The 25,772-nt window shown below is 68.3% G+C and carries 15 protein-coding genes and 1 pseudogene; 9 read left to right on the top strand and 7 right to left on the bottom strand.

What is annotated here, in order from left to right; all coding sequences use genetic code 11:
• Positions 1 to 18: 18 nt before the first annotated feature.
• The 3 genes and pseudogenes from AC5Y4Z_RS16490 to AC5Y4Z_RS16500 all read left to right on the top strand — a co-directional run.
• The gene (locus tag AC5Y4Z_RS16490; RefSeq protein ID WP_499965927.1) at positions 19 to 2,484 is read left to right on the top strand and encodes a SpoIIE family protein phosphatase; all 2,466 of its coding nucleotides are present in this window, start codon (positions 19 to 21) and stop codon (positions 2,482 to 2,484) included.
• Positions 2,484 to 2,801, top strand: a complete 318-nt coding sequence (locus tag AC5Y4Z_RS16495) for an STAS domain-containing protein (protein WP_499965545.1) — start codon at positions 2,484 to 2,486, stop codon at positions 2,799 to 2,801. The genes AC5Y4Z_RS16490 and AC5Y4Z_RS16495 overlap by 1 nt, the downstream gene beginning before the upstream one ends.
• A 9-nt stretch (positions 2,802 to 2,810) precedes the next feature.
• Positions 2,811 to 3,140, top strand: a pseudogene (locus AC5Y4Z_RS16500) (type II toxin-antitoxin system VapC family toxin); the annotation flags it as partial.
• A gap of 21 nt (positions 3,141 to 3,161) precedes the next feature.
• On the opposite strand, the gene AC5Y4Z_RS16505 reads toward AC5Y4Z_RS16500, so the two are convergent.
• From AC5Y4Z_RS16505 to AC5Y4Z_RS16525, 5 genes are all read right to left on the bottom strand, one after another.
• Entirely contained in the window at positions 3,162 to 12,830 is a 9,669-nt protein-coding gene (locus AC5Y4Z_RS16505; RefSeq protein ID WP_499965546.1) for an ATP-binding protein, read from the bottom strand.
• A gap of 179 nt (positions 12,831 to 13,009) precedes the next feature.
• Positions 13,010 to 13,636, bottom strand: a complete 627-nt coding sequence (locus AC5Y4Z_RS16510) for an RES family NAD+ phosphorylase (RefSeq protein WP_499965547.1) — start codon at positions 13,634 to 13,636, stop codon at positions 13,010 to 13,012.
• Entirely contained in the window at positions 13,633 to 14,133 is a 501-nt protein-coding gene (locus AC5Y4Z_RS16515) for a hypothetical protein (protein WP_499965548.1), read from the bottom strand. Before AC5Y4Z_RS16515 ends, AC5Y4Z_RS16510 begins: the two co-directional genes overlap by 4 nt.
• Positions 14,134 to 14,191: 58 nt before the next feature.
• Complete coding sequence (locus AC5Y4Z_RS16520; protein WP_499965549.1) at positions 14,192 to 15,109, bottom strand: DMT family transporter; 918 nt, start codon at positions 15,107 to 15,109, stop codon at positions 14,192 to 14,194.
• Positions 15,110 to 15,211: 102 nt separating this feature from the next.
• Positions 15,212 to 16,081, bottom strand: a complete 870-nt coding sequence (locus AC5Y4Z_RS16525; protein ID WP_499965550.1) for an oxidoreductase — start codon at positions 16,079 to 16,081, stop codon at positions 15,212 to 15,214.
• Between the two features lie 190 nt (positions 16,082 to 16,271).
• Between AC5Y4Z_RS16525 and AC5Y4Z_RS16530 the strand changes: the two genes are divergently transcribed.
• The gene (locus AC5Y4Z_RS16530) at positions 16,272 to 17,270 is read left to right on the top strand and encodes a diacylglycerol/lipid kinase family protein (protein WP_499965551.1); all 999 of its coding nucleotides are present in this window, start codon (positions 16,272 to 16,274) and stop codon (positions 17,268 to 17,270) included.
• A gap of 4 nt (positions 17,271 to 17,274) precedes the next feature.
• Here the strand turns inward: AC5Y4Z_RS16530 and AC5Y4Z_RS16535 are convergent, their stop codons facing one another.
• Positions 17,275 to 17,583, bottom strand: a complete 309-nt coding sequence (locus AC5Y4Z_RS16535; protein WP_499965552.1) for a hypothetical protein — start codon at positions 17,581 to 17,583, stop codon at positions 17,275 to 17,277.
• Positions 17,584 to 18,152: 569 nt separating this feature from the next.
• Between AC5Y4Z_RS16535 and AC5Y4Z_RS16540 the strand changes: the two genes are divergently transcribed.
• The 4 genes from AC5Y4Z_RS16540 to AC5Y4Z_RS16555 are packed head-to-tail and all read left to right on the top strand — an operon-like array spanning position 18,153 to position 24,324.
• Complete coding sequence (locus tag AC5Y4Z_RS16540; RefSeq protein ID WP_499965553.1) at positions 18,153 to 21,392, top strand: thioester reductase domain-containing protein; 3,240 nt, start codon at positions 18,153 to 18,155, stop codon at positions 21,390 to 21,392.
• Position 21,393: 1 nt separating this feature from the next.
• Entirely contained in the window at positions 21,394 to 22,314 is a 921-nt protein-coding gene (locus tag AC5Y4Z_RS16545; RefSeq protein WP_499965928.1) for a metal-dependent hydrolase, read from the top strand.
• Positions 22,315 to 22,333: 19 nt separating this feature from the next.
• A complete protein-coding gene (locus AC5Y4Z_RS16550; protein ID WP_499965554.1) occupies positions 22,334 to 23,239 on the top strand; it encodes an alpha/beta fold hydrolase in 906 nt (301 codons plus the stop codon).
• 5 nt (positions 23,240 to 23,244) lie between these two features.
• Positions 23,245 to 24,324 carry a PDR/VanB family oxidoreductase gene (locus AC5Y4Z_RS16555; RefSeq protein ID WP_499965555.1) on the top strand — a complete coding sequence of 360 codons (1,080 nt, stop codon included), beginning with the start codon at positions 23,245 to 23,247 and terminating at the stop codon, positions 24,322 to 24,324.
• A 2-nt stretch (positions 24,325 to 24,326) separates the two neighbouring features.
• Here AC5Y4Z_RS16555 and AC5Y4Z_RS16560 read toward each other — a convergent pair whose 3' ends face one another.
• A complete protein-coding gene (locus tag AC5Y4Z_RS16560) occupies positions 24,327 to 25,334 on the bottom strand; it encodes a YihY/virulence factor BrkB family protein (RefSeq protein ID WP_499965930.1) in 1,008 nt (335 codons plus the stop codon).
• Positions 25,335 to 25,483: 149 nt separating this feature from the next.
• On the opposite strand from AC5Y4Z_RS16560, the gene AC5Y4Z_RS16565 reads away from it, so the two are divergent.
• The gene (locus AC5Y4Z_RS16565) at positions 25,484 to 25,750 is read left to right on the top strand and encodes a hypothetical protein (protein WP_499965556.1); all 267 of its coding nucleotides are present in this window, start codon (positions 25,484 to 25,486) and stop codon (positions 25,748 to 25,750) included.
• The last annotated feature ends 22 nt before the right edge of the window (positions 25,751 to 25,772 follow it).

Consider the following 25,772-nt stretch of genomic DNA (forward strand, 5'->3'; position numbering starts at 1 on the left):
GCGGCGGCTCATGACCAGATGGAACAACTGGTCCGGGTCATCGTCGAGATCGGTTCGGACCTCAACCTCGACGTGACGTTGCATCGGGTCGTCAAGGCGGCGATGGAACTGTCCGATGCCCCCTACGGCGCCCTGGGCATCCGCGCGGCCGACGGCAGCCTGGTCTCCTTCATCCGCGCGGGAATCGGCGACGAGACCGCGCGGCACCTCGGCGAGCTGCCGCTGGGCGACGGTGTCCGCATCGACGACCTGAGCGCCGATCCGCGGGCCGGCGACCTGCACGCCCACGAGCCTGCGCTGCGGGCACTCCTCGGCATCCCCATCATGGTGCGGGGCACCGAGTTCGGCAGCCTGTACCTGATCGACGACCGGCCCGGCCGAGCGTTCTCCGACTCCCAGGAAGCGGCCGTGCGGGCGATGGCCACGGCCGCGGCCGCGGCCATCGACAACGCGCGGCTCTTCGAGCGCGAACGCGAGTCGGCGAAATGGACGAAGGCCAGCCGCGAGATCACGACCGCGCTGCTGTCCGGCGACCCCCAGACCGGGCCGTTGCAGCTGATCGTGAACCGGGCGCTGGAGCTGGCGGACGCCGAACAGGCGATTTTGCTGGTGCCCTGGGAGCCCGACTCGCCGGCCGAGGAAGCCGACACGCTCGTCGTGGCCGTGACCGCGGGCCGCTACTCCCAGGAGGTGATCGGTCGGCAGGTGCCGATGGACGGCTCGACCACCGGCGGCGTCGCCCGTCGCGGCCTGCCGTTGATCACGGACTCCTTCCAGTACCCGATCGAGGGGTTCACCGATGTCGGTGAGCGTTCGGCGGTCGTCATGCCGCTGATCGCCGACGGCGCGGTGCTCGGTGTGATCGCGGTGGCCCGCGACCCGCAGCGGCCGCCGTTCGGTCACGACTACCTCGATCTGGTCAGCGACTTCGCCCGCCACGCCGCCATCGCCTTGGCGCTGGCGGCCGGTCGCGAACACGCGCTCAACCAGGAACTCGCCGAGGCCGACAACGTCGACGACGCGGTGAACGCCGCGGCCGAAGAACTGCGGCGGCTATGGCGGGCGCGCCGCGTGCTGGCGGTCACCTTCCCGGCCCACGGTGCCGCCGCCGAAAACGCCTTTGGCGCACCGCAAGTCGTGTCGGTGGGCGAGCCCGTGCAGTGGGCCGACCTGCCTTCGGAGACACGACTGATGCTCGGTTCGTTGCGCGACGGCGACCTCCTCACCCCCGACACGTCACAGCCCGGCAGCGCGGGGATCGCGCTGCGGCATCCCGAGGGCGTGCTCGTCGTCTGGATCGATCTGGCCGAGCAGCGGGCGTTCACCCTCGAGGACCAGACCTTGCTGACCGTGCTGGCCGGTCGCCTCGGCCAGGGTCTGCAGCGGGTGCACCAGGTCGACCAGCAGCGCGAGACCGCCCTGGCGCTGCAACACGCCATCCTTGGCCCCGCTCAGTTGCCGAGCGGGTTCGCGGTGCGCTATCAGGCCGCCACCCGGCCGCTACAGGTGGGCGGCGACTGGTACGACATCGTCGACCTGGAGGACGGGCGCATCGCCTTGATCGTCGGCGACTGCGTCGGGCATGGCCTCGACGCGGCCACCGTGATGGGGCAGGTGCGCAGCGCCTGGCGCGCCCTGCTGTTCGACTATCCGAACCCCGCCGCCGTACTTTCCCGGCTGGACCGCTTCGCCGCGCGGCTGCCCGGCGCGCAATGCACGACCGCCGTCTGCGCCGTGCTCAACCCCGAGACCGGCGAACTGGTGTACTCGAGCGCCGGGCACCCGCCGCCCATCCTGGTCCACCCGGACGGCACCTCCGAGATGCTCGACGGGGGCCACACGATTGCGTTGGGAGTGCGACCCGACTGGTCGCGCCCCGAAGCTCATGTGACCATTCCCGCGCGCGCGACCCTGTTGCTCTACACCGACGGCTTGGTCGAACGTCGTCGTGTTGCGTTGAGCGACGGCATTTCCCGCGTCGTCGACGTCGCGCAGGACGGCCGCGCCGCCGGGCTCGATGATCTGGCGAGCGAGATCATGTCCCGCCTCGCACCGGACGGCGGCTACCAGGACGACGTCGTCCTGTTGCTCTACCGCCATCCCGCCCCGTTGGAGCTGACTTTCCCCGCCGACGTCAACCAGCTCGCCCCGACCCGCGCCGCCTTGCGCACCTGGTTGACCCGCGCCCGGCTGCATCCTGATCAGACAATGGACGTACTCATCGCGGCCGGCGAAGCCGTCGCCAACGCCATCGAGCACGGCCACCGCCATAGACCCGGCGGCACAGTGACTCTGGGCGCGACCGTCCTTGTCGACGAGGTGCAGTTGACGATCACTGACACCGGCTCGTGGAAGACGCCACAACCGCCCACCTACCCGGGTCGCGGCCGCGGCATCACGCTCATGCGAGAGCTGATGCACGACGTCGACATTCAGCCCGACGCCACCGGAACCACCGTTCATCTGTCCGCGAGGATCACCTGATGACCACGTTGCTCACCCTCGACACCGCCCGAGACGGCGACGGGAGACTGAAGCTGATCGCCTCGGGGGAAATCGATCTCAGCAACATCGATGCGTTCAACCAAGCGCTCACCGCCGCCATCACCGAGTCCGGTGACAGCGGCGAACGGCTCACCGTCGACCTCGGCGCCGTGGAGTATCTGGACAGCGCCGCCATCAACTCCCTGTTCAGCCACGCCGACCACATTCGGCTTCTCGCGCATCCGCTCTTGATGCCCATCCTCAGGATCAGCGGCCTCACCGAACTGGTCACCACCGAATCGGCTGCCGAGGGCTGAGGGCAAAAAGCTCAACGCCTCTTGGAATCAGCCGTGTCTGCTGGCGAGCGTTTGGTCACCGATGCTGAGGTGCTCCAAGTAATCTGCCATCGCAACGGCGCTATCAACAGGCGCGAAGCGATTCAGCCGGCATTCGATGCAATCCTTGCTGTCGTGGACGATGTCCTACCGATCACGCGTATCGGCGTCGAGCACTCCAAGGACATTGTGTTGCGATACCAAAGCGTATCTGCGAGGGACGCTCTGCACCTCGCCGTGATGGCGCGTCATGACATCACCCGCCTGATGAGCTTCGATCGCGGCTTCGACGACTATCCGGGGATCAGTCGCCTGAGCTGACGCGCGTTTTGAACCTACCGGTCAGTTCAGCTCGTCGAACCGCGCGAGCGCTACGTCAAGGTCTTCCGCGTCGAATACTTCCAAGCGGCTGATCAAGTTGTCTTCGACCGTGAGAATGTTGATCACCCGCCACTCGGCGTCCACGGCATCTTGCGACGTTTCATGCGACACGGAAGCGATTACTGCTCCAAAGTCGTTCAGGCGATGCACAACCTCGACGGAGCTGTACGTGTCGGGTGCCAGGAGCCACGAGTCGAGTAACGCAGGTAGTTCACCGGAGCCAAACGACACGCCAACCCGATGGTCGATGTTGACCCAGTCCGACGTCGTCAGAAGTGCCTCGCGCCGGTTGAGCGCGGAGTACGCCCGCGCGACGACCGACCATGTATCCGCGTGGGCCGCCGCTTCGCCGGCGAGATATCGCGCATCGAGTTCCTCGAAAGCGGCATCGGGATCGTCAGGGTCGAACAGGAGGCGCGCAGTGACCCGGTTGTCGGCATCGATCTCTACCACCCCGAGGGCCTCATTGGTGAACGAGTCGGGGCCTTCGACCAAGAGGAGGAAACGGCAGAGGGCCAGATGCTCGCCGCGAGTTGCTATCACGGGCGCGATCATGTGTTTGACGCCAACGTCGGCGATCGCCCGCATATCGGCGATTTCGGCGTTTCGGCCCCGACGAATGCCGGCATTCACCACTGGGCGACGATCCTCGGAGCAAATGTCCTCCGCCACTAGCTCAGCCAGGGCAGTCCAGTCGCGGGCCGCGAAGTACGTGGAGACCCGCTCAATCACCCGGCTCGCCGCGTTGTCCAACCGCCGCGCCTGTGGGTGCAGTTCGTCGAAGTGGGCGAGCGCGGCGTCGAGGTCCGCTTCATCGTAGGTTTCGCAGCGGCTGATCAGCTCACCGTCGACGGTGTAGATGTTGATCATCCGCCACTCCGCGTCAAAGCCCTCGTGCGACGTCCCCTTCAGTGCCTGGGTGACGACGGCTCCGAGTTCGGAGAGGCGATGGACCGCCTCGATGTAGACGCCGGCATCCGGAATGAGATCCCACACCGTGCGAAGGTATGCCGCCAGGTCGACCGCCTCAGTCGTGACGAGCCGTCGATGGTCGATGAAAACGGGATTCGGCGTCGTCGCCGGGAGTTCGTGGTGAATGAACCCCGCTTGGGCGCGCGCTATCCCCGACCAGACGTGCGACTGAGCCGCCGCTTCACCGGCGAGGTAGCGGGCGTCGAGTTCGGCGAAGGCTGAGTCGATGTCGTCGAGATCGAACGCGAGCTGCGCCGCGATGCGCTCGTCGGTGTCGATCTCGGCGAGGATGAGCATGTCGCTGCTGAAGTCCCCTTGCCCCTCGTCGCGGTTGGGGGAACAGATGCGAGTGAGGGCAAGGCGCTCACCACGGGTCGCGACGACGGCCCACGATACCGGTGCGGCCTCGGCCAGGGCTCGCAGGTTGGCCAGCACGGCATCGTGACCGCCCCAAAACCCGGAGCTCGTCAGGCGGCGACGGTCGTCGACGAAGGTGTCGGCGGCCAGGACTTCGTTGATCGCCGCCCAGTCGCGAGTCCGGAAGTACGCGTAGTGCCGGTCAACTATCCGGCTGGCCGCGTTCACGAGCCGCCGTGCCGGAGGGTGCAGTTCGTCGAACCGGGCGATCGCGGCGGCAAGGTCCGTCTCGTCGAACAGCTCCCAGCGGCTGACCATGTCGCCCCTGATCGTCAGAACGTCGACGTCCTGCCATTCGGCATCGAGGCCCTCTCGCGAGGTGGCCTGCGACCGGTGGGTGAGGACCGCCCCGAAGTCGGTCAGGCGATGCACGGCCTTGATGCGGATGCCGACGCGGGACGTGGCCTGGAACGTGGCACGAAGATAGTCCTTCATGCCGCCGGGTTCGATCATGACGAGCCGACGGCGGTCGATATCGGCGAAGTCCGGTGTCGTCGCGAATAGCTCGCGCCGGTTGAGCGCGGCGCACACTCCAGTGATGACCGACCAGGTGTGTGCGTGGGGTTGGGCCTCACCGGCGAGGTAGCGGGCGTCGAGTTCGGCGAAGGCGGAGTCGATGTCGTCAACGTCGAACGCGACGCGCGCCACGATCCGGTTGTCGCCATTGATCTCGATGACGCTGAAAAATTCCATGCGGAACGCCTCGGGCTGATCTTGTCCCGAAACGCACGTACGGCCGAGCTCGAGACGATCACCCCGGGTCGCCATGACGGTGAACGAGATATCCGTGAGGCCCACGTCGATGGCGCCCCGCAGGTAAGCGACGACGGCGCCTCGACCGCGTTGAACCCCGGAGTTCACGGTTCGCCGGCGATCGTCGAGTGCCACGTCGTCGGCGAGGAGCTCGCCCACCGCGTTCCAGTCACGCGCGGCAATGCGCGCCCGGATGCGCGAGTGTGCCTGGCTTGCCGCGTTTTCCAGTCGCCACGCTTCTCGGTGTAGTTCGTCGAAGTGGGCGACGGCGGCGTCGAGGTCTGCCTCGTCGAATATCTCGCAGCGACTGATTAGGTCACCGTCGACTTGATTTGCCGCATTGTCCAGTCTCCGCGCCTGTGGTCGAAGTTCTTCGAAGCGGGAAAGGGCGGCGTCGAGGTGTGCTTCGTCGAACACCTCAGTGCGGGTGATCATGTCGCCCTCGACAGTGAAAACCGCGGTCCCGCGCCACTCGGCATCGAAGCCGTCTTGCGACGTTTCGTGTGCGGCGTACGTGACGACTGCTCCGTAGGTGCTCAGCTCATGCAGTTTCTCGACATAGACCGTGGTGCCTTCGTCGAGTTCCAAACCGGTGCGCTTGTATTCGGCTATGTCGCCCGGTCCGAACGCGGTCTCCCGCCGATGGTCGATGTTCACACAGTCTTGAGTGGTCAGCGGCGGCTCCCGCCGGTTGAGCGCGGCGTAGCTGTCCGCGACGGTCGACCACACGTGCGAGCGGTCCGACGCTTCGCCGGCGAGGTAGCGCGCATCGAGCTCCGCAACGGCCGCGTCGAAATCGTCCAGGTCGAAGGCGAGATGGGTTGCCAACCGGTCATTGGCATCGACCTCGACCACGCTGAGAAAGTCGACACGAAATTCCTCATTTTGCCGGCCGTGCCCGAGGATTGACGAACGACATAGCGCCAGGCGCCCGCCGCGAGTCGCGATAACGGTGGACGCAAGTTCCTCGCCGCCGATTTCCACAAAGGCTTGACCGTTGGCGATTTCGACATCCCGGCCGCGCCGGATGCCGGAATTCACCGTGTGGCGACGGTCGTCGTTAAGCATGTTCTCCGCCAAGACGGTTGCCATCGCATCCCAGTCCCGGGCCGTGAAGTATGACGTCACGAGGCCGTACACATGGCTCGCGGTGTTTTCCAGCCGTGGTGCCGGCCTGCTCAGTTGTTCGAACTTTGTGATCGCGGCGTCAATGTCCGTCTCGTCGAATATCTCGCCGCGGTTGATCAGGTCGCCGTCAAATGTGGCCAGGATGACTTCCCGCCATTCGGCATCGAAGCCGTCGTGCGAGCTTCCACGCACCACGTGAGTGACGACGGCGCCGATGTCGCCCAGCCGATGAACAGTCTCGATGTAGCCCCTGACGTTTGGCGCGATGTGCCACGTGGCGTGCATGTATTCCGTTAACTCACCGGGCGCGAACGCTCTCGCTCGCCGGTGATCGATGCTCACACAGTCGGGCGTTAATAGCAGGTGTTGCTTGTTCGTTGCAGCGTATGCCCTCGATACGACCGACCATGAGTGTGAATAGGCGGCCGCTTCACCGGCGAGGTATCGCGCCTCGAGGTCCGCGAGTGCACCGTCGACGTCATCGGGGTCGAACATGATGATTGCCGCGAGCCGCTCGTCGTCGCCGATCTCGGCTATCTGGAGGGCTTCGGCGTGGAATGTGTCGGTTCGCTCGTCACCCTGCGAAAAGCGGGCACGGGCAAGGACGAGCCGCTCCCCGCGGGTGGCGATGACGCTTGACGTCGCGTGCGTAATCCCCAGATCGGCCGCCGACCGCATCGTGTCGACCGCGGCATCTCGGCCCCGTAGGACGCCCGCATTCACCACTCGACGGCGATCTTCGTTGTGGAAGTCGTCAACAAGCGTGTCCGCCAAGGCGTCCCAGTCGCGGGCGGTAAAGCACGCCTGCATGCGCTCGAACGATCGGCGGGCCGCGTTATCCAGCCGCGCTGCCGGCCGGCTGAGCTGTTCGAACTTCGCGATCGCGACGCCGATGTCTTCCACGTCGAAGACTTCGCAACGACTCATCAGGTCGCCCTCGACCCCCAGCAGCGTGACCTCTAGCCACTCGGCGTCGAAGCCATCCGGCGACGTCCCGCGCGTCGACTGGGTGACGACCGCGCCGAGGTCGCTCAGCCGATGCACCGATTCGACATAGATGCTCGCTTGCGGCGCGACTTCCCACGTGGCGCCGATGTATTGAATCAAGTCACCGGGCGAGAACGCCCTCGCTCGGCGGTGGTCGATATTCACCCAGTCGGGCGTCGTCGAGGGGAGCTCGTGCCTGTTGAACGCGGCGAAGGCACCTAACAGAACCGACCAGGTGTGTGCGTGGGCTACCGCTTCGCCGGCGAGGTATCTCGCGTCGAGTTCGGCCATGGCGGCGTCGAAGTCGTCCAGGTCGAAGGCGACCATTGCCGCGATCCGATCCTCGGTGTCAATCTCGACGATCTGAAGGAAATCGACGCGGAAGCCGTCTGGTTCCTGGCCACTTCGCGCGTAATGGGAACGAGTGAGGGCCAGGCGCGCTCCACGCACGGCGATGACATCTGACCACGCCTCTGTGACCTCGATGTCGGCGGCCGACCGATAGTCTTCGATCGCAGCACCCGGGCCGAGTCGGATTCCCGCGCCTACCACCGAACGACGATCGTCGCCGTAGTAGTCGTCGGCGAGAAGCGCTGTTATCGCGTCCCAGTTGCGAGCCGCAAAATACGCGTGGAGGTGCTTGTATACCTGGCTCGCGGTGTTCGCCAAGGGCGCTCGGGCGTGCAGCTGCTCGATCCGCGCGTGCGTTGCGTCGAGCTCGGCCAGCGCGGCTTCCATGTCGTCGACGTCGAACCACACCTGCAGACAGAGTCGACCCTCCTGGTCGACGCCATATAGCTGAAGCAACTCGTCCCGCGGCGCTCCTGCGCTGACGTCGGTGGTACCGACTTCTAGCCGGGTGAGAGCCAGGCGCTCGCCACGGACGGCAAGAACCACGTGGCGGTAGCGCACCGCCGCCAACGTTTCGCGATATTGTCTTGCCTGGCATTCCCATTCGCTATAGGGAAGATCACCAAGGTTGAAGCCGACTATCTTCCGGTGGCTGTTACAAGACACGACGGCTGCAACGTGCTGCGCGATCTCGTCCCAGGCTTCGCGATCGTAGGCGGCATCGAGCGCGCGAACCGTGCGCACGCATGCGTTGTCCGGCTCGATGCTCGGCGTTTCCAGCGCCCCACCATGTGACTTCTCGAACCGGGCGTACGCGGCATCGAGTTCGGCCAGCGCGGTGTCCATGTCGTCAACGTCGAACGACACCTGCAGCGCGATTCGTCCGTACGCGTCAAGGCTAAATAGGTGAAGCAGCTCGTCCGCCGGCGCCCCAGGGCTCTCGTCTGCTGTGCTTAGCACCGTGCGGACAAGAGCCAGGCGTTCGCCTCGCGCGGCGACAAGTGTCCGACGACACCGCACTATGCCAATCTCAGGAAAGCGCGTCGCCTCGCTCATCCACTCGCTCGGCGAGAAGTCGATCCGGGAGAGGCCGACTATCTTCCGGTGGCTCTCGACCGAGATGCTGGGGGCGAGCACCCGCTCCAGCTCCTCCCGGACATTGCGGGCGGCGGCCTCATCGAGCCGGCGAACCGCACGCACGCAAGTGTTGGCCGGTTCGACGTTCGGCACTTCGGAAGGAGCTGGTGGCGCAGGGCGTTCGCCAAGAACGCCGTGCGCCCTCTCCGCAAGCGCCACAGCGCCTTTCCGTTCGTACAAGTCCGTCGCACGCTCGGCCGCCGTGTGCGCCCCGGCGCGGTCGCCGGCGGCGCTCAACACCGTCGCCAGTGTCAGGCACGCGTCGCCGTGGTCGACCAATGCGTCCGTACGCTCGGCCAGGCTGACAGCGTCCTGTGCCACGCGCCGAGCCTCATCGTGGTCACCGCGACGAGAAAGCAGCTGCGCCCGAAGCGTGCGCCAGGCGATCGACGGCTTCAACGCATGGCCGGCGAGCCCCTCGCTCTGCGAACACAATTCGTCGGCCTCGGCGTCACGGCCGAGCGCGAGACACGCGCGGCCCAACAGCGCGGCGGTCTCCGCGGTGTCGGCGTCGAGCCCCATGCGGCGAAAGCCGTTGTACGCCTTGCGCAGATGCGGCTCGGCCGCGGCGGGATCGGCCACGACCAGCTCGACGATGCCGGCAAACTGCTCGACCTCGAGAACGGAATGGCGAAGGCCGAGCTCGGTCACCATGCGCCGCGCCGAGTCGATCATCCGTCGCGCCGCCTCGGCGCGGCCGCGGAAGGCCTCCAACACGGCCTGGCATCGCGTCGACGTCGCCTCGACCGCCGGGGAGTCGGTCGTGATCCGCAGCAGCCGCACCACGTCGAGGCACCGCCCGCCGGCGCGCGGAACCGGGTTGGGTCCCCACAGCGCGGCGAGCGGCGCGTTCGCCAACACCGCGTTGACCCGGCGATGTTCACGCGCGCGCCGCGCCGCCGTCAACGCATCGTCCAGCGCGATCTCGCAGTCGCCGATGCGCCCGAGCCGGGCGAGGCACCCCGCACGAACGGTGTGCGCCTTGGCTTCCCCAGCGGCATCGTCGATTTGGGCCAGTTTCCCGGCGGCCTCCGCCACCGCGGTCTCGATTTCGTCCAGTCGCTCGGGATGAATCAGCATCGACAGCTGGCCGTCAAAGCACGTCGCCCACGCCGCCAGCCGCGCCGAATCAACCGTCGCTTGCTGCAACTGGGAGACCGCGCCCGCCGCCGTCGCCACGTCGCCCGCGGCCAGCAGCGCCTCGCAGCGCGCGATCAGCAGCTCGGCGACTTGGTCGCCGCGATCGGGAAGCTCGTCGTCGATCTCTTCCAGCGCGTGCAGGGCTCGGTCGTAAAGGTCGGCGGCGCCCTCGTAGGCAAGGCGGGCCATCGCCTGGTCCGCGGCGCGCCGGCAATACTCGACGGCCTTGGCGGCGTTGCCCGCCCATGCGCATTCGAAGTAGTGATACGCCAGCTCGGCGAGCAACTCGTCGTCGGCGCCGGGCTCACTTTCCAGTGTTGCGGCGATGCGCTGGTGCAGGCGCATGCGGCGCACCGACGGCAGCTCGGCGAGCAGCGACTGTCGGACGATGGCGTGGTTGAACCGGTAGCGCCCGCCGGACTCTTCGATGACGAGGCCGGCCTTGCACGCCTCGTCGAACGCGTCGACGAGGTCCTGATCGACCACCCGCTCGACGAGCTCCAACGCGAACCGGCTGCCGACGACCGCGGCGGCGGCCAGGGCCTTGTTGGTCTCCGTCGTAAGCCGAGACAGCCGGCGGCTCACGGCTTCCCGCACGCCCTGCGGCAACGTGCTCGGATCCCACCGGCCGCCGCTCTCGTCGACGTGACGCAAGGCCTCGATCAGAAAGAACGGGTTGCCTCCGGTGACCGACGCGAGCGCGCGGGCCAGCTCCTCGTCGTCGTAGCCGGCCTCGGCGACGTAGGCGGTCACGTCGTCCTCCTCAAGGCCGCTGAGCTGCAGGCGATTTGCGGTGCCGTCACGGTGCAGGTCGGCGAGCATCGCGGCCAGGGGATGCGAGCGGTCGAGGTCGGTGCTGCGGTACGTGCCGACGATCTGCACGCGGGCGTGCTCGCCGAACCGCAACAGATGCCGCAACAACAGCAGCGTGGGCTTGGCCGCCCAGTGCAGGTCGTCGAGCACCAGGACGACCGGTGCGCTGGCCGAGGCGATGCCCAACAGCGCGACGACGGCGTCGAACAGTGCGTAGCGCTCGGTGTCGGGGTCCGCGCGCGTCGGCGCCGCCACATCGGGCAGCACATCGGTCAGCGCGGGAACGAGGGGGAGCAGGGCTTCGACGCCGCGCAGCCCCCGCAGCCGGTCCGGCCCGACGCAGGGCACCAGCGAACGCAAAGCCTCGGCGAACGGTTGATACGGGGCACCGAGATCCTCGTCGCAGCGGCCGTACAGCACGACCGCGCCTTGCTCGTAGGCCCGCCGCGACCATTCGCCGGCCAGGCGTGTCTTGCCGACGCCCGGTTCACCGGCGATCAGCATGGCCTGCATGCCGCCGGCGAGCGCGGCCTGCCACGCCGTCATCAGCCCTTCGAGCTCGCGGCCGCGTCCGACGAACGGCCCCGGGCCGAGCAGCACCGCGGGCAGGCTCGGGCGCTCCATCGGTGCGTCGCCGGCCTGCGGCGGGGGGCCATCCAAGCCGGTTTCCAGACGAAGCTCGAAGACGTGCTCCGGTCGGGGCAGGTTGCGCAGCTGGCGCATTCCGAGGTCGGCGAGCGTGACGTCGTCGGGCAGCGAGTCGATGACGAGCTCGGCGGTCGCGCCGGAGCACAGGATCTGGCCGCCCTCGGCCAGCGACCGCAGCCGCGCGGCCCGGTTGACCGCGCGGCCGAAGTAGTCGCCGTCGCGCAGCTCGACCTCGCCGGTGTGCAGCGCCACGCGAATTCGCATGGGCTCGGCCAACTCCCAGGGCTCGTGGCCGATCGCGTCTTGTAGTTCGATGGCGGCCGCGGCCGCCGCGGACGGCCGCTCGAACACCGAGAACGTCGCGTCGCCCTCGCCGCGCGTTTTGATCAGCCGCCCACCGCGCGACGTGACGACCTGTTCGACAAGCTCGTCGTGGCGTGCGAGCGCCACCGCCATGGCGTCGGCGTCCGCCTCCCAGGCCGCGGTCGATTCCTCAATGTCGGTGAGCAGAAAGGTCACCGCGCGTGTTACCGACGGAAGTTGTTGTGCCGCGGCGATATCCAGCGAGGAGTCCTGCGCGACGATCGCGGCCTCCAGCCGGCGCAGCTCCGGCCCGGGGTCGACGCCCAGTTCGCCGACCAGCTGCGCCCGCGCCCGCTGATAGGCCGCAAGCGCCTCGCCCTGCCGGCCGGCGCGGTAGAGGGCGAGCATCAGCTGGCCCCAACGCCGTTCGCGCAGCGGCGCCTCGGCCACGGCGGCCTCGAGCTCGCCGATGATCTCCGCGGCGCGGCCGGTCGCGAGCAGCGCGTCGGCCCGGTCCTCGACGAGCGCGGCGTGACCCTCGATCCACCGCGTCTTCTCGGATGTGCCGCGCCGCCCGTCGGGCAATTCGGGGGTTCCGCGCCACAGGGCAAGCGCCTCCTCGAACCGGGCCACGGCCTGACTGGTGTCGCCGGCGGCGGCGGCGTCGCGTGCCAGCCGGGCGGCCGCTTTGTAACGCGAGGCGTCGACGTCGGTCTCGGCCAGGGTCCAGCCGGCGCCGTGGGTCAAGACGAAGCCGTCGCCCAGGGCGCGGCGCAGCGCGGAGATGTGGGTCTGCAGCGCCTTGGCGGCGGTGCGCGGCGGGTCCTCGCCCCAGAGCAGCTCGACGAGCGTGTCCGCCGACACGAGGGAGCCGCCGTGCAGCCCCAGCATGGTGAGAACGGCGCGGGGTTTGGCGCCCGGGATCGTGACCGGCGAGCCATGCTGCCGGACCTGGAGAGGCCCCAAAACCGCCAGTTCCACCTCTCGAAGCGTAGTCATGTCGGCAATCTTCGGCAGGCGGATTCAACAACGGGTCAAGATCGGGTAAAGGCACCACATTTGTCAGCCGGACCTGGTACGAGCGTAACCTGGCTGCGATTTTCGTCGCCAAGTTTCGCAGTGGCGTTACGCTCGCGAGCAAAGCGATTCGATCCGCCGCGTTAAATCGGCGGGACGGGCAGGACGGTGATGCCGGTCTCTTGCTCGAGTTGGTCGAGCAGGTCGGTGCGGTCGGGCAGATGGTCGGTGGCCGCGACCTCGAATCCGACGAGGGGCTTTTTCGGATCGGCGGGCCCGAACAACGCGAGGCACCCTGCGGTGTGTGCAAGGTCGTGCCGCGCCCAGTACCGAAACCCGCCGAAGCCGGCTTGCCGGAGCGCCGACGCCCACAACTGGGTCAGCGTGTAGTCGGTGGTGCTGAAAATCTCCGAGGTGACGCCGTACTGAATGGCCAGGTTCGAGGTCAGGTCGGCCACCGTCGCGCCCTTGTCGAGGCGCAGGCGCGACGAGTCACGTTCCGCCGCTTGGTAATTGGGCACGACCTGGAGACCGCCCCACGCCTCTAGCAGCGTGACCACTTCGGACTCGGCGAGGTAACAGGTGCCGTCGGGGGTGGCGAGGTCAAACCTTCCCTCGCCGGAGCTACTGAACCAGCGGGGGCCCTTTCCGTGGCCGTGTGACCGAAATACCTCGGTGCCCGGCGCGCAGTCCCGGGACGGAAACGCCTTGAGTTGCGCCGGGGGCGGCGGTTTGGCGAGATGGAGGACGGCCCGGGGCGCCGGGCTCACGTCGCTAGCCGCGCCGCCGCCTGTTCGGCCAGCGTCGCGACCTCCTCGGCCATCCCATCCAGCAGCGCGTCTCGCGGCGTCCTGCCGCCGAGTTCCGGCTGCGGCGACAGCAGCCACGACGCCGCGGCCCAGCCGCGTGGATCGGCCGCGGCCAACGCCTTGAGCGCCTGCTTTATCCCGGGCAGTGGGCGCGCCGGCGACTGGTCGTCGAACCCCGCGAGCAGGTAGGCGTGGCTGCCGTCGCTGTCGAGGCGAAGGACGCGGTGGTCGCGCACCGCGTTGCTCAGCGCCTGCTTGGTCCAGTTGGTCAAGTCGAGCACCTGACCGTGGGTCAACAGCGACCCGATGTGGCTTTCCCAGGTGGTCCGCGTCTTGAGCCGTGTCACCAGGCTGCGGATGGCCGTCTCGGCGTATGCGAGGTCGCTTTCTCCCAGCGTGCTGTCATCGATGCCCTGGGCGGCGAGTTCCTTTCCGAGCAGGGCCGGCAATGCGGTCATCGCTCTAGCGTACTCGAGTCAACAAGGTCAATGATCACCCCTGACCCGGGGTGGAGGGTCAGGCTTGCGACGCCGGCTGCAACGGGTCGGTGGCCGTCGCGTCGCGTCCGGCGCCGGCGGCCATGGTGGCGGCCTCGCCGCGGGCCAGGCCCACGGTCGCGACGAACACGGCCACCGTCGCGAGCGCCAGGACGAACCATTGGCTGCCGCCGGCGACCACGGTCTCGCCGAGGACGGCGATCCCGAGCACCCCTCCGACCAGGGGCTTGGCGGCGATGATCGTCGGCAACGAGGCCGTCAGCGCGCCGGCGCGATACGCCGACTGGTGAAAGATCATCCCCGCCACCCCGCAGAACACGAAGCCGTACAGCTCGGGCGTGTGCCACAGCTGGCCGGGGTGGTGTCCGATGATGTCGACGACGCCCTTCATCAGGACCGCGAACGCGGCCAGCAACGAACCCGCGACCGCCGCCAGCAGCACCGCCGCCACCGGGCGATTCGACCAGATCCGGGCGGCCAGCAAACACAACACCAGCGCCGGTCCCATCACCACGGCCACGATGATCCACGTGTGCAGCGGTGCGCGCTGCTGGCCGCCGGTCGGGTCCCCGACCGCGATCACGACCGCCAGCGCCACCGCCAGCAGGATCGCCCACAGCCACTCGCGCCGCGTCACCGGATGACGCGTCACCCGCGCGTAGATGGGCAACGCGAACAGCAATGCCGTCACCTGCAGCGACATGACCAACAACACCGAGCCCTTGTCGAGGGCCGCCGCGAGCAGCAGGTAGCTGGAGATGTCGCCCAGTCCGCCCACCCACCAGCGGGTGTCGCGCAACAACATGCCGAACAACGTCAGGTGGCCGACCTGCTTGTCGGTGACCTCCTGCGCGGACCGCTGACGAATCACGTTGCCGATCGCCGACGCCAGCGCGGCCAACAGGGCGAGCAGCGCCGCCATATCCGTCCGTGACACGGCCCCGTCTCCTTCCCCGCATCGCCCGCGCGCCGTTAGCTGATTTCACCAATCTAGCCGCGCCGCACGGGGACGGGCGTGCCGGCGAAATCGCCCGCCGGTCTACAGCGGGAATTTCGTATCGGTCAGCCGCTCGGACAGCTCCCACAGCGCTGCGGCGGTGGACGCGCGCTTGGCCGGCCAATTTCGCCAGGTCGGCTGGGTGCGGCCATAGAGGCCGAACCTTGGGCCGACGAAGGTGTTGCCCGGCAGGTCCTGTGATGCCGCGTACAACGTCTGCCTCGCGCCGAAGTCGGCGTCGGTGGACACCAGCCGGTCGACGGCCAGCACCAGCGCGTCGCCGAATTTGCGGCCGGAGTTGCCCTGCAGGTTCGTGTGCGACCAGCCGGGGTGGGCTGCCAGCGCGCGCAGTGGAGAACCGGCGCCGTCGAGGCGCCGCTGCAGCTCGCTGGTGAGCAACAGGTTCGCCAGCTTCGACTGGCCGTAGGCCAGCCACGCCGAGTACGGCCGGGACTCCCAGTTCAGGTCCTTGAGGCTGATGTAGCCGATGTGGTGCATCAGCGAGGACACCGTCACCACGCGGTCGGTGAGCTTGGGCAGCAGCAGGTTGGTCAGCGCGAAATGACCGAGGTGGTTGGTGCCGATCTGGCCCTCGAACCCGTCGACGGTGACCGCGTGTTTGGTGGCCATGATGCCGGCGTTGTTGACGAGCACGTCGACCTTGTCGACGTCGTCGGCGAAGCGGCGCACCGAGGACAGGTCCTGCAAATCGAGCGGCCGGACGTCGACGTGTCCGGCCATGCGCTCGGCGGCGGCGCGCCCCTTGTCGGTGTTGCGGACGGCGAGCACGACGCGGGCCCCGACCCGGGCCAGCTCGCGCGCGGTCACCTCGCCCAATCCGGCGTTGGCGCCGGTGACGATCACGGTGCGTCCAGCGAACGACGGCAGGTCTGCGGCGGTCCAACCAGGCATGCCAGCAACCTTAGCCGCACCTCTGAAGCGCTCATCGGGCGCTGAGCTGGTGCCCAGCCACCGCGGGTATCGTGCCGGGAATGGCGCCCCTCTTCTTAAGCGCGAGCGTGAAATTCACGACGCGACACGCCGGCAACGCGTCGGGAGGTTCACAGTCGCGGCGGGGCATCGTGGGGTCGGGGACGGCCGGATGTATCTAGGCGTCATCGTCAATCCGCTCGCGCGCCAAAACCGTGCCGCGCCGGGCGACCGCATCGCCGACTTGCGCCGCATCGTCGGCCCGTGCGGCGAGGTGGTCGAGACCGGCTCGGTCGAGGACCTGCGCGCCGCTCTGGCGAAGCTGAGCACGCGGGCCACCCACCTGGTGTGCGACGGCGGCGACGGGTCGCTGAACTGGCTGATCAACGAAACCGAGCACTGCGTCAGCGATCCCGGCCGGTGGCCGACCTTCGTGCCCACCAACGGCGGCAGCGTCAACGCCGTCGCGCGCAAGGCCCGCGTGCGCGGCCGGCCCGAAGCGATCCTGCGCGCCCTGGTGTCCGCCGCCGAGGCGGATCGGCCGCCACCCGAGGTGGTCCTGGACAGCCTGACGCTCGACGGCGAAACCGCCGACGGCGCGGCGTTTCACCGGATTTGCTTCGGGCTGGCCGCCGGTGGCGTGGGCAACCGCTTCTACGAGAAGTACTACGACAACCACACCCACGGGCGCGCCGACGTCGTCCGGGTGATCGCCCGCTCGCTGGGCGACTACCTCACCAACAAGGTCGTCCCGCACCACTCGGACAAGCCCAACTACGCGTCCAGCCTGTTCGCCCCGACGCAGGCCCGCGTGGTCATCGACGGCGAGGAGGTCCCGACGCGGACGCACCGGCTCCTGCACGCCGGCGCGATCGACCTGCACATCGGCGGCCCGTTCCGGCTGTTCCCCAAGGCGTCCGAACCGGGCGCGCTGCATTTCCAGGCCGGCGAGATGCGGCCCTCGAAGATCGTCGTGCGTTTTCCGATGGCGCTGACCAACGGCACCCTGCGCGGCGATCGCGTCCGCGACGTCAACGGCAAGGAGATGATCATCGAGGCCGAGGGCGAGCCGCTGGCGCCGATCATCGACGGCGAGCGTTTCCTCAACATCGCCAGGCTGGTGGCCCGCGCCGGGCCGCCCATCCGCATCGCCGAGGTGAGCGGCCGGTAGCCGGTTACCGCCGGGCCTGGAGGCTGCGGATGACCTGCGCGGAAAGCTTCGGGTCGTTCAGCAGCTGGTCGACCAGCGTGGCGAGCACGTCCTGTCCGGTGACGCGGGCGACGCCGAGGCGGTCGGCGGCCTCGCGCTGCCAGATGTCGAGGGCGCGGTGCTGCGCGTGGGTGAGGTCGACCGTTCGTCGCGTTCGCGGCAGGCGCGTGCGTCCGACGGCGAAGGGTTCGGTCAGCGCCGAGGCGACAGCGGGGGTGACGGCCGGGGCGTAGTCGCGGCGGCCGACGTCGGTTGTGCGGTCCGTGGGGCTCATCGGCAACGGCTTTCTCGGTCGCGTGGTACGTGAATCAGTAAATCAGTTTCAGTATATGCGGAGATCTCAGGGCTGGCCGGGCCGGCGGCAGCCGGGGTGGCCGGCGCCGGCGGTCGGGCCGGAGCGACGGCCAGGGCACTTTGTTCTCAGCTCGTCAATTCGATGACTGCCCGAGTTCCTGCGCGGCGGGGAACGAATGCTCTCGAATGCCCGGCCGCCATTCAGGGCGTGCGACCGAATTGTGAAAAACAAGCGCCCTATTTGGCGCGCGCTCATTTGAATGTCATCGACTACGGAAAGGTGCGGATACGGAGATCAGTATCCACGTAACAGGCTGACAAGCTGGACGTACCGAGGATCAGAACGTACTGAGCTACTGAAGCCAGTATCTACAAAAGGCCGCCGTCATTCGGCCGAATGTGCGCTGGATCACGCGATGCCTGTGAAATTAATGTGCACTCGAAAAATGGCTTTGCATGACATTGATTGGCGGCGCTATCGTGGTATTAGAAATCTTTGTCAAGTTTTTAAATTCACCCGGTGACCTGGAAGGGGGAGTGGCTCCCGCCATGGAGACGCTTATCGACTACTTGCAGATGTGGGCAGCGCGCAAGCCGCACGAGACCCTCTTCCGTTTCGTCGACGCCGACGGCCGCGAACTCGAGCACTACACCTACGAGAGCTTCGCCGAACGGACGCGTGAGCTGGCCGCCTACCTGTCCGCAGAGGCCGGCCTCAAGGCGGGCGACAGGGCGCTGCTGGTCTACCCGCCGGGTCTGGAGATGGTGGCGGCGTTCTACGCCTGCGCGCGGATCGGCGTGATCGCGGTGCCGGTCAGCCCGCCGCTGCCCATGGCCTTCGAGTCGGGGCTGGCCAAGCTCGGCTTCATCGCGCGCGACTCCCAGGCGACGGCCGTGCTGTCGACCAAGGAACTCGAGTACGGCTTCCGCGAACTACTCGGCCACCGCCAGGGCGCGCTGCCCTGGGCGGACGCGGAGCGGCTGCCCGAGCTGCCGTGGGTCGCCACGGACAGCACCCGCGACTTCGGCGGCCCCCGGGTGGCCGACGCCCCCGGCCGGGTGCTCTTCCTGCAGTACACGTCCGGGTCCACCAGCAACCCCAAGGGCGTCGTGGTCAGCCACGCCAACGTCATCGCAAACGCCTCGGCCTTCCGTGACAGCGAGGTGGCGGTCAGCTGGCTGCCGCAGCACCACGACATGGGCCTGATCTCCGCCTACCTGTTCGTGGTGGTGATCGGCGGGTGCACGCACGGGATGTCGCCGGAGGACTTCCTCAAGCGGCCGTCGGCCTGGCTGCGGCTCATCAGCGAGGTGCGCGGCACCCGCACGCCGGCGCCGAACTTCGCGCTCGAGTACTGCCTGCGCGAGGACAAGCTTCCCGCGTCGGAGCTGGAGGGCATCGACCTGAGCAGCCTCGAGTCCATGGTCATCGGCGCCGAGCCGCTGCGGGCCAAGACGTTCGCGCGCTTTCGGGAACGCTTCGCCCCCTACGGCCTGCGACCAGACGCGGTCACCGGCGCGTACGGCCTCGCAGAGAACACTCTGGCAGTAACCCTGCGGGGGCGGCAGACCCTGGCCGTGAACAAGCGGGCGCTGCAGAAGAATTACGTGCGGGTCGAAAAGGCCATGCCCGAGAACAACAACCAGGCCCCGCTGGTGAGCAGCGGCAAGCCCGTCTCCGGCAGCATCGTCCGCATCGTCGACCCGCAGTCGCGGGAGGCGCTGGGCGAGGGCCGCGTCGGCGAGATCTGGGTGGACGGGCCGTCCAAGGCCGGCGGCTACTGGCACCGCCCGGACGTCACCGCCGAAACGTTTTCAGCCCGCATCGCCGGCGACGACGAACACACCTACCTGCGCACCGGCGACCTCGGCTTCCTCTACGAGGGCGAGCTGTTTGTCTGCGGCCGCACCAAGGACCTGATCATCATCCGCGGCGTCAACTGCTATCCGTCGGACGTCGAGGCCGTCGTGGAACGCTCGGCCGGGCAGATCCGCAACGGCTGCGTGGCCGCGTTCTCGGTGGAGCGCGACGACCAGGAAACGCTGGTCGTGGTGGCCGAGGTGCGCGACGAGAATTCCCTGCCGGACGGCAAGGCGCTGGCGCGCGCGATCCGCCGGCATTGCCACATCGATCCGCACACCATCCTGTTCGCGCCGCCGCGCAGCATCCCCAAGACCACCTCGGGGAAGATCCGGCGCGCGCACACCCGCCAGCTCTGGCTGGACAACAAGCTGCCCGTGCTGGCGACCTATACCCACCACACCCACGACGGGCCGGACGCCAGCGCGGGCCCCATCGGCCGCTTCCGCCACCTCATCGAGAGCTACGACCTCACGGGTCACGAGGACTGCTCCTTCGCCGACCTCGGCATCGACTCGTTGGCCCTGGCCGAGCTCCGTGCGGACCTGCAGGCGCTGCTCGAGGAGCACGGTGCCGGGGAACTGGCGGAGGAGGTCAACACCCGGCTGCTGCAACGCCTGACGGTCGCCGAGTTCTTCGGGCTGATGCGTCAGTTCGGCGAGGGGTCCGGGCAGCCGCTCGACGCGTTGCGGCAAGCGCTGGACCAGATCTCGGCGGAGTACGAGGCCTACGAGATCACGCAGATGCGCGCCGACGCGCGGCTGCCGCTGCCCGAGCTGCCGCCGGCGCGGCCGGGGGCGGTCAGTGACGTTCTGGTCACCGGCGTCACCGGGTTCCTGGGGCCGTTCCTGCTAAGCAGCCTGCTGGGCAACACGTCGCACACCCTGCACGCGCTGATCCGCGCGACGGACGCCGAACACGGCCTGGACCGCATCGTCGCCGGGCTGCGCAAGGCGCAGCTGTGGTCGCCGGCGCTGGAAGCCAAGGTCCGCTCGCGGGTGCGGGTGGTTTGCGGCGATCTCGCCGAGCCCCACCTCGGCCTCGGTGAGTCGGGGTTCCAGCGGCTGGCCGAGAGCGTCGACGCCATCGTGCACAACGGCGCGCTGGTCAACTACGTCCGGACGTACGACGCCTTGCGGCCCGCCAATGTGCTTGGTACGCAACAGCTTTTGCGCCTGGCGATGACGTCGCACCGCAAGGCCTTCCACCTGGTGTCCAGCACCTTCATCTACGGGTGGAGCGTCAAGCCGGTGGTCGGTGAGGACGACGTGAACGCGGAGATGAACGCGTTGGACTTCGGCTACTCGCAGACCAAGTGGGTCGCCGAGCAGCTGACGCTGGCCGCCCAGCACAAGGGGCTCGACGTGCGCATCTACCGGCCGTCGCTGATCTCGCCGACCGGCGCCGGCTTCGGCAGCCAGGACGACATCCTGGTGCGCACCATGGCGTTCATGATCGAGCACGGCATCGCCGCCGACGCCCTCAACCAGCTCAGCCTGCTGCCGGCGGACCTGATCGCCGACCACATCGTCGCGCTGATGGATCTGGCGCCCGAGGCTGGGACGATCTTTAACATGACGGCGGATGACTACTACAACCTGACGGACATCACCCGGATCCTGTCCGAACGGTACGGCTACCGCTTCGACTACTACGACATCCCGGCCTTCGTCGAGCAGATGAACCGGCGGTGCACGCCGCGCGACCCGATCTATCCGCTGGTCGATTTCCTCACCCGCTCGGCGGACAAGATCGCGGCCATGCGTGACAAGCGTTATGGCAACGGCCAATACCGCCACGCGCGCAGCCTGGTCAAGGTCCGCGAGCACGAGGCCCCGCTGACCGAGACCGTCGACAACCTGGTCCGGTTCTTGCGGAGCGAGCGGCTGATCACGGAGGCTGAGGCCGAGACGCAACGCAGTGCCTAACATGGAGTCCACGATGTTCACGGTCGACGACAAGGCAACGGGTCCGCATGACGCGTCGCTGGATCACGAGCGGATCGTCCTGCAGGCCCGTGACGTCGAGTTCGATTGGGCGACGCTGCCGTTCTACTACGTGCCCAACGAGCCCTTCGCCACCCACTTCTGCAACATCCTGCACCTGCTGCTGCCCGCGGGCGAGGAGTGGATCGTCGACACGTTCAAGACATCGTTGCCGCTGATCCAGGACGACCAGCTGCGGCTGGATGTGCAGGGCTTCATCAGTCAGGAGGCCATGCACTCCCAGGCGCACTCCGGCGTGCTCGGGCACTTCGCGGCCAACGGCATCGACGTGACACCGTTCACCAACCAGATCCGCTGGCTGTTCGACAGATTGATCGGCGACCGCCCCCACTGGAGCGCGCGACGGCGGGCGAGCTGGCTGCTCGAGCGGGTGTCGATGGTGGCGGCGCTGGAACACTACACCGCGATCCTTGGCGAATGGATCCTCGACACCCCGCAGCACGACGCCATGGGCACCGACCCGGTGATGCTGGACCTGCTGCGCTGGCACGGCGCCGAGGAGGTCGAGCACAAGGCGGTGGCGTTCGACACCATGAAGCATCTGCGCGCCGGCTATTGGCGCCAGGTGCGCACCCAGCTGCTGGTGACGCCGTCGCTGCTGTGGTTGTTCATCCGCGGCGTGCGCTTCATGTACTCCGTCGACCCGAACCTTCCGCCGGGGACCAAGCCGCGCTGGCGCGACTACTTCCGCGCGGCGCGACGGGGTTTGGTGCCCGGGCCGTTCGAGTTCCTCGGGGTCATCGGCGCGTACTACAAGCCGAACTTCCATCCGTCGCAGCTGGGCGGGGTCGGACGCGCGGTCGACTACCTGGCCCGGTCGCCCGCCGCCCGCGCGTCGCACTGAGATCAGGGACGATGACCCTATGAGCACTGTGACCGCGACGGACGGCGTCACGCTCGCCGTCCACACCTACACCGAGATCGACGGTCGCCGCCCGACCATCCTGGCGATCCACGGCTACCCCGACAACCACCGCGTGTGGGACGGGGTCGCCGAGCAGCTGGCCGACCAGTTCAATGTCGTCGCCTACGACGTGCGCGGGGCCGGCGAATCGTCAACGCCGGCAAGCCGTTCGGGCTATCGGCTTGCCCAGCTGGCCGCCGACGTCGGCACCGTCATCGACAGCCTGGGCGTCGGCCCGGTGCACCTGCTGGGCCACGACTGGGGCTCGATCCAGGGCTGGGCGGCCGTCACCGACCAGTCGGTGGCGCCCAAGATCGCCTCCTACACATCGATTTCGGGGCCGCACCTGAACTACGCGGGCCGGTTCCTGCGGTCACCGCGCAGCCCGCGCGCGGCGGCCGACGTGGTGCGCCAGTTCCTGGCGTCCGGATACATCTGGTTCTTCCTGTGCCCGGTGGTGCCGGAGCTGGCGATCCGCTCCGGGGCGACGATGAAAGTCTTTGCGGCCGTTGAGCGCATCGGACGCTCGGGCGCCGCCAGTCCGCGCGCGGCCGCCTCGCTGCGGTCGATCGGTGACTACCTCAACGGGCTCAACCTGTATCGCGCCAACATGCCCGGCCCGATCCTGGCGCCGGGAGCGAAGCTGCCGCAGACGAGCGTGCCGGTGCAGGTGCTCGTCGCGCGTCAGGACCACTTCGTGACGCCCGCCCTGCAGCGGTTCACCGGCTCGATTCCGGACGGCGGCAGGGTGCTGCCGATCGAGGGCGGGCACTGGGTAGTGGCCTCGCACCCCGACGTGATCGCCCGGCTCACCGGCGAGTGGGTCGACCTGGTCAGCGTGCGCAGCGGCGTGCGCGGAGCGTGAGGACGATGGTGTCGCAAGGTATTTGGGACAGCAGGCCGGCCGACCTGTACGGCCGCCGCAAGCGCGACCGCCTCTACACGGCGCTGTGGGGCGTGGGCGCGCTGTTCGGCGGCCTGGCGTCGGCGTCGCGGTGGACGCCGTCACGGGTGGTGCCGGTGCGGCGCACCAGCACCGCGGTGGTGACCAAACGCGAACTTCTCACGCCCGACGTGGTCGCGTTGACGCTGGCCGATCCCGACGGCGGGTTACTGCCGTCGTGGACACCCGGCGCGCACATCGACGTCCGGCTGGCGTCGGGCCGCCGCCGGCAGTACTCGCTGTGCGGCCCGCCCGGGCGGCGCACCGACTACCGCATCGCCGTGCGCCGGATCCCCGACGGCGGCGGCGGTTCGATGGAGATGCACGACACCTTCGACGTCGGCGACAGCTTCGTGTTCGAGGGCCCCCGCAACGCGTTCTATCTCGTGACCGACGAGCAGGACGTGTTGTTCGTCATCGGCGGCATCGGGGTGACGCCCATCCTTCCCATGATCCAGGTGGCCCAACAGCACGGGATCAATTGGCGCGCAGTCTATGCGGGCAGGAGCCGCGACTACATGCCGCTGTTGGACGAGGTGCTGGCCGTGGACGCCGATCGGGTCACCGTGTGGGCCGACGACGAGCGCGGCCGGTTCCCGACCATCGACGAGCTCCTGGCCGGCGCGGGTCCCAAGACCGCCGTGTACGTGTGCGCGCCGACCGCCGTGCTGGAAGCGGTCCGGGCGGCCCGCGACGAATGCGTCGGCGCGCCACTGCATTACGAGAGGTTCAGCCCGCCGCCGGTGGTCGACGGGATCCCGTTCGAGCTGGAACTCGCGCGCTCGCGGCGGGTGCTCAGCGTGCCGTCGAACCGGTCCGCGCTGGCCGTCATGCTCGACGGCGACCCGGCGACCCCGTATTCGTGCCAGCAGGGGTTCTGCGGGACCTGCAAGGTCAAGGTGCTCGCCGGGGACGTCGACCGCCGGGGACGCCTCGTGGAGGGCGACGACGAAATGCTGGTCTGCGTCTCCCGCGCGAAGAGCGGTCGCGTGGTGATCGACGCCTGAGATCAGCCCGTCGGCCCGCCGCCGACGGTCGGCGTGGGCGGCGGGGTGGTCTTGTGGGTGAGGTCGCGGAATCGGACGCTCACGCGCTGAAACCCCTTGACGCGCTCGGCCTTCGCCTTCTTGGCGTAGGTTCGGCGGTCGGCCGACGTCAGATCCACGTCGTCGATGAACGGGGTGAGCAACGCGCGCGGGTACAGACGCTCGACCAGCACCACGTTGACCTCGGCGCACAGCACCAGCGTCGTCGACACCAGGTACAGGAAGGCCAGCAGCCCCAACACCAGCGCGAAGACGCTGTTGGTGGCGCTGGCCGTCTTCACCGTGTGCTGGACATAGCCGGCGCCGAACCGCTGCAGGATCTGCCAAACGATCGCCGCCGCAAGCGCTCCCGGCCAGACCTGACGGTAGGTGAGTTGCCGGGCGGTGGTCACCCGAAAGATCACCAGGCAGATCAGCCCGTTGATCGCGATGGCCGCCAGCGCGACGCCGATCTGGCCGAGCACGCCCAGCCGCCCGGTTGCCTGGCCGATCGCGGACAGGACGGTGGCCGCGATGGCGGCCGAGCCGAGCACCAACAGCAGCATCGAGCTGCGCAGCCGGGACCGGATTGGGTTGGGGCGGTTGTTCTTCGGGACGGCCCACACTGAGTCCATCGCGTTCTGGATCGCCTGCCCGACGCCCAGCCCGCCGTAGAGGGCGCCCGCGATGCCGACGACCACGGCCACCGTCCCGCCGCTGAGCCCCTCGGGCTGATGCAACTGGCTTCCGATGACGGGGAATTGGCTCAGCGTGCTGTGCACGACCTGCTCCTGCAGGTCGGGCCGCCCGGCCAGGACCACCCCAAGGCCCGTGGTCAACAGCAGTAGCAGCGGGAACAGCGACACGAACCCGTAGTAGGTGATCAGTGCGGACAGATAGCCGCCCTGATCGTCGAGGTATTTGTAGATGACCGCGACCACCACACCGACCGCGCGGTTGCGTCGCTGCAACCTGTCCAGCCAGCCGACCATTTCCGGGACATACCCGAATCCCACCCACGTCAACCGCGCTGGTTGAGCCGACCCGCGCCACCGAAAATCTGAAAACTCCGGTAGCCAAAGCCCCGCGGCGCTTAAATCAGTATCGGCGGCCATCGAGCCATCGGCAGGAGGAGGACCGAATGACGAGGCATTTTCTGACGCGTTGCGCGATCGGCGCGTTCGCCGTCGCGGCTTCGGTTTTGCCGGTGACCGCCGTTGCGGCCCCGGCGATCGGCAGGGCCGACCCGGCGTGCGCCCCCGGGTGGGTGTGGAGCGTGGACCTGAACCAGTGCGTGTTCTGGCTTCCGACCGCGAACGGCCCCGGCGGGCCGGGAGGTCCCGGCGGTCCCGGCGGACCGGGCGGTCCCGGCGGCCCCGGCGGCCCCGGCGGCCCCGGCCCGCGCTAGCACCGACGGCGAGCAGACGCAA

This window comes from Mycobacterium sp. NGS63, from assembly GCF_059812295.1.

Bases quoted from the DNA above. Each gene is read 5' to 3' on its own strand.
- AC5Y4Z_RS16565 (WP_499965556.1), top strand. From the start codon at position 25,484: ATGACGAGGCATTTTCTGACGCGTTGCGCGATCGGCGCGTTCGCCGTC.
- AC5Y4Z_RS16495 (WP_499965545.1), top strand. From the start codon at position 2,484: ATGACCACGTTGCTCACCCTCGACACCGCCCGAGACGGCGACGGGAGA.
- AC5Y4Z_RS16535 (WP_499965552.1), bottom strand. From the start codon at position 17,583: ATGAGCCCCACGGACCGCACAACCGACGTCGGCCGCCGCGACTACGCC.
- AC5Y4Z_RS16545 (WP_499965928.1), top strand. From the start codon at position 21,394: ATGGAGTCCACGATGTTCACGGTCGACGACAAGGCAACGGGTCCGCAT.
- AC5Y4Z_RS16550 (WP_499965554.1), top strand. From the start codon at position 22,334: ATGAGCACTGTGACCGCGACGGACGGCGTCACGCTCGCCGTCCACACC.
- AC5Y4Z_RS16540 (WP_499965553.1), top strand. From the start codon at position 18,153: ATGGAGACGCTTATCGACTACTTGCAGATGTGGGCAGCGCGCAAGCCG.
- AC5Y4Z_RS16530 (WP_499965551.1), top strand. From the start codon at position 16,272: ATGTATCTAGGCGTCATCGTCAATCCGCTCGCGCGCCAAAACCGTGCC.
- AC5Y4Z_RS16555 (WP_499965555.1), top strand. From the start codon at position 23,245: ATGGTGTCGCAAGGTATTTGGGACAGCAGGCCGGCCGACCTGTACGGC.
- AC5Y4Z_RS16525 (WP_499965550.1), bottom strand. From the start codon at position 16,081: ATGCCTGGTTGGACCGCCGCAGACCTGCCGTCGTTCGCTGGACGCACC.
- AC5Y4Z_RS16515 (WP_499965548.1), bottom strand. From the start codon at position 14,133: ATGACCGCATTGCCGGCCCTGCTCGGAAAGGAACTCGCCGCCCAGGGC.
- AC5Y4Z_RS16560 (WP_499965930.1), bottom strand. From the start codon at position 25,334: ATGGTCGGCTGGCTGGACAGGTTGCAGCGACGCAACCGCGCGGTCGGT.
- AC5Y4Z_RS16490 (WP_499965927.1), top strand. From the start codon at position 19: ATGGAACAACTGGTCCGGGTCATCGTCGAGATCGGTTCGGACCTCAAC.